8 protein-coding genes are annotated in these 7,182 nt (G+C 74.0%); 7 read left to right on the plus strand and 1 reads right to left on the minus strand.

Features of this window, described 5'->3' with window-relative positions; genetic code table 11:
• Positions 1 to 15 precede the first annotated feature (15 nt).
• On the minus strand, positions 16 to 1,737 hold the full coding sequence (locus ACFRMQ_RS35685) for an FAD-dependent oxidoreductase (protein WP_380734973.1): 1,722 nt from the start codon (positions 1,735 to 1,737) through the stop codon (positions 16 to 18).
• A 206-nt stretch (positions 1,738 to 1,943) separates the two neighbouring features.
• On the opposite strand from ACFRMQ_RS35685, the gene ACFRMQ_RS35690 reads away from it, so the two are divergent.
• Genes ACFRMQ_RS35690 through ACFRMQ_RS35720 form a run of 7 tightly spaced genes read left to right on the plus strand, consistent with a single transcriptional unit; the run spans position 1,944 to position 7,151 of the window.
• Positions 1,944 to 3,119 carry a SchA/CurD-like domain-containing protein gene (locus tag ACFRMQ_RS35690; RefSeq protein ID WP_380734974.1) on the plus strand — a complete coding sequence of 392 codons (1,176 nt, stop codon included), beginning with the start codon at positions 1,944 to 1,946 and terminating at the stop codon, positions 3,117 to 3,119.
• A gap of 27 nt (positions 3,120 to 3,146) precedes the next feature.
• Positions 3,147 to 3,575, plus strand: a complete 429-nt coding sequence (locus ACFRMQ_RS35695; protein WP_380734975.1) for a cupin domain-containing protein — start codon at positions 3,147 to 3,149, stop codon at positions 3,573 to 3,575.
• Positions 3,572 to 4,828, plus strand: a complete 1,257-nt coding sequence (locus ACFRMQ_RS35700) for a beta-ketoacyl-[acyl-carrier-protein] synthase family protein (protein WP_380734976.1) — start codon at positions 3,572 to 3,574, stop codon at positions 4,826 to 4,828. The genes ACFRMQ_RS35695 and ACFRMQ_RS35700 overlap by 4 nt, the downstream gene beginning before the upstream one ends.
• 6 nt (positions 4,829 to 4,834) lie before the next feature.
• Positions 4,835 to 6,076 (plus strand): ketosynthase chain-length factor, encoded by a 1,242-nt coding sequence (locus ACFRMQ_RS35705; RefSeq protein ID WP_380734977.1) that lies wholly within the window; start codon positions 4,835 to 4,837, stop codon positions 6,074 to 6,076.
• A gap of 31 nt (positions 6,077 to 6,107) precedes the next feature.
• Complete coding sequence (locus ACFRMQ_RS35710) at positions 6,108 to 6,368, plus strand: acyl carrier protein (RefSeq protein ID WP_380696411.1); 261 nt, start codon at positions 6,108 to 6,110, stop codon at positions 6,366 to 6,368.
• 1 nt (position 6,369) lies between these two features.
• Positions 6,370 to 6,825 carry an SRPBCC family protein gene (locus tag ACFRMQ_RS35715; protein WP_380734978.1) on the plus strand — a complete coding sequence of 152 codons (456 nt, stop codon included), beginning with the start codon at positions 6,370 to 6,372 and terminating at the stop codon, positions 6,823 to 6,825.
• Between the two features lie 5 nt (positions 6,826 to 6,830).
• Positions 6,831 to 7,151, plus strand: a complete 321-nt coding sequence (locus ACFRMQ_RS35720) for a TcmI family type II polyketide cyclase (protein ID WP_380734979.1) — start codon at positions 6,831 to 6,833, stop codon at positions 7,149 to 7,151.
• The last annotated feature ends 31 nt before the right edge of the window (positions 7,152 to 7,182 follow it).

The raw sequence follows: 7,182 nt of genomic DNA on the forward strand, positions 1-7,182 counted from the left end.
GCCCTTCCGCGCCCCTCAGAGGCCCAGCACCGTCCGCAGCGCCGTGGCGACCTCGGCCTCGGCGTCCTGCGCCGGACCGGCCGAGCGCCAGGCGACGAAGCCGTCCGGGCGGACCAGCACGGCGCCCCACAGGCCGATGCCGTGCAGGGCGGCGAAGTCCGCGCCGGGCTCCGGGGCCAGGTCGTCCTCCGCGCCGTCGCCCACCCGGTAGCCGTCCAACGGGACGGCCAGCCGGTCGGCGGCCCGCCGGGCGCCCTCCTGCCAGGCACCGCCCTCGGGGCCGGTGAGCAGCACCATCGCCTGCTCGTACAGGTCCAGCGTGGAGAGCTTCACGCCCGCGCGGTGCAGCCACTGGTGCGGGGCCCGGCTGCCCGGCTCGCCCGCCGACTCGAACTGCTCGGGGACCACCGGTCCGGTCCGGTCCACGCCGATCACCGCGCCCACCGGGTAGCGGTAGCCGAGCGCCACCGCCAGCACCCCGGCCTGCCGGCCCGCCCCCGGCACCACCGCGTAGCCCGGGTGGCTGTGCTCGGCGGAGCGGGCCGAGGCCCGCTCGCCGGTCACCTTCGCGACCGGCCGGCGCTCCTGCCCGTACGTCTCCAGCAGCCGCGGCCCGGCCCAGCCGCACAGCACGGCGGCGATCTTCCAGGCCAGGTTGTGGGCGTCCTGGATGCCGGTGTTGGAACCGAACGCGCCGGTCGGGGACATCTCGTGCGCCGAGTCCCCGGCGAGGAAGACCCGCCCGGTGCCGTACCGCTCGGCCACCCGCTCGGCCGCGTGCCAGGGGGCCCGGCCCGTCACCTCGACGTCCAGCTCCGGCAGTCCGACGGCGGTGCGGATGTGCCGCTCGCAGCGCTCGTCGGTGAAGGCCTCCAGCGGCTCGCCGTGCTCGGGGTGCCAGGGCGCGTGGAAGACCCACTCCTCCTGGTTGTCCACCGGCAGCAGCGCGCCGTCCGCCTCCGGGTTGGTCAGGTAGCAGGCGATGAAGTGCCGGTCGCCGACCACCTCGGCCAGCCGCTTGGCCCGGAACGTGATGCTGACGTTGTGGAACAGCTCGCCCTTGCCGCTCTGGCCGATGCCCAGGCGCTCGCGGACCGGGCTGCGCGGGCCGTCCGCCGCGATCAGGAACTCCGAGCGCACCACCCGTTCCTCGCCGTTCTCCCGGCTGCGCACCACCGAGGTGACGCCCTCCGCGTCCTGCTCGAAGGAGACCAGCTCGGTGCCGAACCGAAGGTCGCCGCCGAGCTCGCGGGCCGCGCGGCGCAGCACCGGCTCCAGGTCGTTCTGGCTGCACAGGCACCAGGAGCTGGGGCTGAACCGGGCCAGCCGGCCGCCCGGATCGATCTCCCGGAACAGCCACTCCTGCTCGGCGCCGGTCAGCGAGGGCGCCTGGAGGATGCCGTGGTTGGGCGCGAGGACCGAGGCCGCCTCGCGGATCGCCGGTTCGATCCCGGCCACCCGGTACAGCTCCATGGTGCGGATGTTGTTGCCGCGCCCGCGCGGGTGGTGCGAGGTGTCGGGGTGCTTCTCGACCAACAGGTGCCTGACCCCGAGCCGACCGAGGAAGAGTGCGGCCGACAGCCCGACCAGCGAGCCGCCCACGATCAGGACCGGCACCCGGTCGTCAACCTTCGGATTCATCAGTTGCTCCACCCTGTCCGGTGATTGCGCGGCCCGGCGACTGGGCTCGGCGCCGCCCTCGACGGGCCCGCTCGACCGGGGGCCCCGCTCTTCCATCCCCCGCCCGAGGGCGCCCCTGCCGCTCCTTCGCCCGGATGGCCCGCAAATCTCGCGCCGCGCCCGGTGCGCCGCCCACGATCGACCTCAGGCCTGGCGCCGACCGCCCGGCCGAACCGCCGTCGCACCGCCTCCCAGGCCGGGGAGCACCCGCCGGGCGCGGCCGACACGGCCCCCAGCGTGCGGCCCTGAGCAGAAAGTGGATCATGACAACTCTGTCCGAACCCCAGCCGAAGCAGCACGACGAGGCCGACACCCGGCTGCGGGTCGTGCTGATGCTGGAGATCCAGGACGGCGCCCAGCAGCGCTTCCTCGACGTGTACGAGCAGCTGCGCCACCAGGTGGCCTCCGTCCCCGGCCACGTCAGCGACCAGCTGTGCCAGTCGATCAACGACCCGCGCCAGTGGCTGATCACCAGCGAGTGGAAGGACCAGGAGACCTTCCTGACCTGGGTGGACAGCCCGGCCCACCGGGAGATGGTCAAGCCGATGCACGGCTGCGTCAGCGACAACTTCACCTCGCTGCGCTACGCCGTGCTGCGCGAGACCTCGGCGGCCGGCTCGACCGGCACCCGGGCCCCGATCGAGGTGCCGCCGGGGCTGCCGCGCACCGCGCCCGCCGGGCACGTGGGCCCGCCCAAGGCCGAACCGGGCCCGGACGGGGTGGTCCGCCACGCGCTGACCTTCACGGTCAAGCCCGGCAGCGAGCCCGAGGTGGCCCGCATCCTCTCCGGCTACGCCTCCCCCCGGGCCGAGGTGGACCAGCACACCCGGCTGCGGCGCACCTCGCTGTTCATGCTCGGCAACCGGGTGGTGCGCGCCGTCGAGGTGGTCGGCGACCTCGGCGACGCGCTGCGCCACGTGGCGATGCAGCCCGAGGTGCGGGCCGTCGAGGAGGCGCTCAACCCGCACCTGGAGGAGGCCCGGCAGCTGGGCGACCCGCAGGCCGCCCGGGCGTTCTTCGCCAAGGCCGCGCTGCCCGCCCGCCACCAGGCCATCGCCAGCTCCCCCGCCTCGGCCCGGCTGCACCGGCACGCCGTGCTCTACCCGGTCCGTCCGGGCGGGGGCAAGGCGGTGGCCGAGCTGCTGGCCGAACACGACAACCTGGCCACCGCCGACCCGACCGGGCCGGTCGCCGCGGCCACCGTCTTCCACCGGGAGGACGTGGTGGTGCGCCTGGTCGACCTGCGGGTGCCGGCCGAGGCCGACCCGGCGGCCGCGCTCGGGGTGGCCGACGACGGGCAGGCGGTCGTGCTCGCCGGGCTGCTCGACCTCGGCCCGCGGGGCGACCTGCGCACCGTCGCCGGGCTCGGCGCCTTCCTCGCCGCCCGCGCCATGAGCCCCGTCACCGACCGCCGGTCCGCCGACCCGATCAACAACTGACGTTCCGTCACCCCACGGGAGACCTCCATGACCACCACGCAGTACCCACGGATCGTCAGCGTCCACGAGGCGCCGGAGAACCGCCGCCACGGCGCCGAGCTGCGCACCATGCTCACGCCGACCAGCTGCGGCGCGACCAGCGGCTTCACGGGCCTGGCGATCGTCAAGCCCGGCGAGCGGATCAACGAGCACTACCACCCGTACTCCGAGGAGTTCGTGTTCGTCGTCTGCGGCGACCTGGAGGTGGACCTGGACGGGAAGGCCCACCCGCTCAAGCCCGACCAGGGTCTGATGATCCCGATCAACATGCGCCACCGGTTCCGCAACGTCGGCGACACCGAGGCCCGGATGGTCTTCCACCTGGGGCCGCTCGCCCCGCGGCCCGACCTCGGCCACGTGAGCACCGAGGAGGGCGTGACCTCCGGCCCGCCGGAACACGCCAAGGCGGGCTCGTGACCCGGCGCGTCGCCGTCACCGGGATCGGTGTGGTCGCGCCCGGCGGGGTCGGTGTCCCGGCGTTCTGGGACCTGCTGACGGCCGGCCGCACCGCGACCCGGGGCATCACGCTCTTCGACCCCGCCGGGTTCCGCTCCCGGATCGCCGCCGAGGTCGACTTCGACCCGGCGGCCCACGGGCTGGACCCGGCGGACGTCGAACGGGCCGACCGCTACGTGCAGTTCGCGATGGTCGCGGCCGACGAGGCGATCGCCGACGCCGGTCTGGACCTGGCCGCCGAGGACCCGTGGCGGATCGCCGTCTCGCTCGGCACCGCCGTCGGCGGCACCACCCGGCTGGAGCACGACTACGCCCTGGTGAGTTCGGCCGGAGCGCGCTGGGACGTGGACCACCGACAGGCCGAACCGCAGCTGCACCGGGCCTTCGCCCCCAGCACACTGGCCTCCACGGTCGCCGAGCGGACCGGCGCGCACGGCCCGGTGCAGACCGTCTCCACCGGCTGCACCTCCGGCCTGGACGCGATCGGCTACGGCTTCCAGGCGGTCGAGGAGGGACGCGCCGACATCTGCGTCGCCGGTGCCTCCGACTCCCCGATCTCGCCGATCACCGTCGCCTGCTTCGACGCCATCAAGGCCACCAGCGAGCGCAACGACGATCCGCGGCACGCCTCCCGCCCCTTCGACGCCGACCGGGACGGCTTCGTCCTCGGCGAGGGCGGCGCCGTCCTGGTGCTGGAGGAACTGGAGCACGCCCGCCGCCGCGGCGCCCGGATCTACGGCGAGATCGGCGGCTTCGCCACCTTCGGCAACGCCTACCACATGACCGGCCTCACCAAGGAGGGGCTGGAGATGTCCCGGGCGATCGACCACGCGCTCGCCCACGCCCGGGTGGACCGCACCGACGTGGACTACGTCAACGCGCACGGCTCGGGCACCAAGCAGAACGACCGGCACGAGACCGCCGCGGTCAAGCGCTCGCTGGGCCGACACGCCTTCGAGACCCCGATGAGCTCGATCAAGTCGATGGTCGGGCACTCGCTCGGCGCGATCGGCGCCATCGAGGTGGTCGCCTGCACCCTGGCGCTCGCCCACGGCGTCGTCCCGCCGACCGCCAACTACGAGACTCCGGACCCGGAGTGCGACCTCGACTACGTGCCGCGCACCGCGCGCGAGCTGCCGCTGAGCCACATCCTCTCGGTCGGCAGCGGATTCGGCGGATTCCAGTCCGCCGTCGTGCTCAACAGAACGGGGTGAAGTTCCATGACGTCACGTCAGCAGAACCGCCGGGCGGTGGTCACCGGCCTCGGCGTGGTGGCTCCGAACGGCGTCGGGGCCGACGCCTTCTGGAAGGCCACCAGGCAGGGCGTGAGCGTCCTCGACCGGATATCCCGCGAGGGCTGCACCGAGCTGCCGCTCCGGATCGCGGGCCAGGTGAACGGGTTCGATCCGCAGTCGGCGATCGACAACCGCTACCTGGTGCAGACCGACCGGTTCACGCACTACGCGATGGCCGCCGCCGACCTCGCGGTGGCGGACGCCGGGTTCCGGCCCGACCCCGAACGTCCCTACGCCGTCGGCGTGGTGACCGCGGCCGGCTCCGGCGGCGGCGAGTTCGGCCAGCGCGAGCTCCAGCAACTCTGGGGCCAGGGGCCGAGGTTCGTCGGCCCCTACCAGTCCATCGCCTGGTTCTACGCGGCCAGCACCGGTCAGATCTCGATCCGCGGCGGCTACAAGGGCCCGTGCGCCGTGGTCGCCAGCGACGAGGCCGGCGGGCTGGACGCCCTCGCGCACGCCGCCCGCACGATCGAGCGCGGCACCGACGCGGTGGTGGCCGGCGCCGCCGAGGCCCCGCTGGCGCCGTACTCGATGGTCTGCCAGCTCGGCTATCCCGAACTCAGCCTGGCCGAGCGGGCCGACCGGGCGTACCTGCCGTTCACCGCGCAGGCCTGCGGCTTCTCCCCCGCCGAAGGCGGCGCGATGCTGCTGCTGGAGGACGAGGAGACGGCCCGCCGGCGCGGCGCCCACGTCCGGGCACGGCTGGCCGGGCACGGCACCACCTTCACCGGGGCCTCCCGCTGGGCGGAGTCCCGGGAGGGGCTGGCGGCCGCGATCCGGATCGCGCTGGACGACGCCCGCATCGCCGCCGAGGAGGTCGACGTGGTCTTCGCGGACGCCCTCGGGGTGCCGGCCGCCGACCGGGCCGAGGCCCTGGCGCTGTCCGACGCGCTCGGCCCGGCCGCCGAGCGGGTCCCGGTCACCGCGCCCAAGACCGGTACCGGGCGGGCCTACTGCGGCGCCCCGATGCTCGACGTGACCGCCGCCGTCCTGGCCATGGAGGACGGCGTGCTGCCGCCCACCCCCAACGTCACCGAGGTCTGCCACGACCTCGCCCTGGTGACCGGCCGCGCCCGTCCGGCCGAGCTGAACACCGCGCTGGTGCTCAGCCGCGGGCTGATGGGCTCCAACTCCGCGCTGGTGCTGCGGCGCGGGGAGCGGCCCTGACCCACCCGTCACACCTCCGAAGGGACACCCCGTGAGCAACACCCTCAGCTATCCGGAACTCGCCGCGCTGCTGGAGGCCCGGGCCGGCGTCGCCGTCGACCCCGGCGACCTGGAGCGGCCGGGCGCGCAGTTCGAGACGTTCGGCGTCGACTCGCTCGGCCTGCTCGGTGTGGTCGGCGAGCTGGAGAACCGGCACGGCCTCAAGGTCACCTCGGGCGCCGAGTCGGCCAAGACCCCGGCCGAGTTCCTGCAACTGGTCAACTCCTCCCTCGCCACGAAGGCCGGTGCCTGACATGCCCGGACACACCGACAACGAGATCGTCATCACCGCTCCGCTCGACCTGGTCTGGGAGATGACCAACGACCTGGAGAACTGGCCGCGGTTGTTCAGCGAGTACGCCTCGGTGGACGTGCTGGAACGCGACGGCTCCCGCGTGCAGTTCCGGCTCACCATGCACCCGGACGAGAACGGCCGGGTGTGGAGCTGGGTCTCCGAGCGCACCACCGACCGGGACTCGCTGTCGGTGCGCGCCCGCCGGGTCGAGCCCGGCCCGTTCGAGTTCATGGAGATCCGCTGGGAGTACGCGCAGGTGCCGGCCGGCACGAAGATGCGCTGGATCCAGGACTTCGCCATGAAGCCCACCGCCCCGGTCGACGACGAGGGCATGACCAGCCACATCGACCGGAACTCGAAGATCCAGATGCAGTTGATCCGGGAGAAGGTCGAGAAGCGGGCGGCGGAGCTGTGACCGGCGTGCACCGGGCGCTGATCGTCGCCCGGATGAAGCCCGAGGCCGCGCCGGACATCGCCGAGGTGTTCGCCCGGTCCGACCAGGGCGAGCTGCCGCACCTGATCGGCGTCACCGGCCGCAGCCTCTTCCAGTTCGGCGACGTCTACCTGCACCTGATCGAGGCCGACCGGCCGCCCGGCCCGGCCGTCGCCAAGGTCGTCGGGCACCCCGAGTTCCGCACCGTCAGCGACCGGCTGACCGCCTACGTGCAGGCCTACGATCCGGCCACCTGGCGGGAGCCCAAGGACGCGATGGCGCGGGAGTTCTACCGCTGGGACCGCTGACCCGGCGGCTCCCGATGGGCCCGCCCCCGGC

Origin of the sequence: Kitasatospora sp. NPDC056783 (assembly GCF_042789895.1) — a bacterium.
In the GTDB taxonomy this organism is placed as follows: domain Bacteria; phylum Actinomycetota; class Actinomycetes; order Streptomycetales; family Streptomycetaceae; genus Kitasatospora.

Excerpts from the sequence above, each read along its gene's own strand:
- ACFRMQ_RS35685 (WP_380734973.1), bottom strand. The coding sequence starts at position 1,737 with ATGGAAGAGCGGGGCCCCCGGTCGAGCGGGCCCGTCGAGGGCGGCGCC.
- ACFRMQ_RS35690 (WP_380734974.1), top strand. The coding sequence starts at position 1,944 with ATGACAACTCTGTCCGAACCCCAGCCGAAGCAGCACGACGAGGCCGAC.
- ACFRMQ_RS35695 (WP_380734975.1), top strand. The coding sequence starts at position 3,147 with ATGACCACCACGCAGTACCCACGGATCGTCAGCGTCCACGAGGCGCCG.
- ACFRMQ_RS35705 (WP_380734977.1), top strand. The coding sequence starts at position 4,835 with ATGACGTCACGTCAGCAGAACCGCCGGGCGGTGGTCACCGGCCTCGGC.
- ACFRMQ_RS35715 (WP_380734978.1), top strand. The coding sequence starts at position 6,370 with ATGCCCGGACACACCGACAACGAGATCGTCATCACCGCTCCGCTCGAC.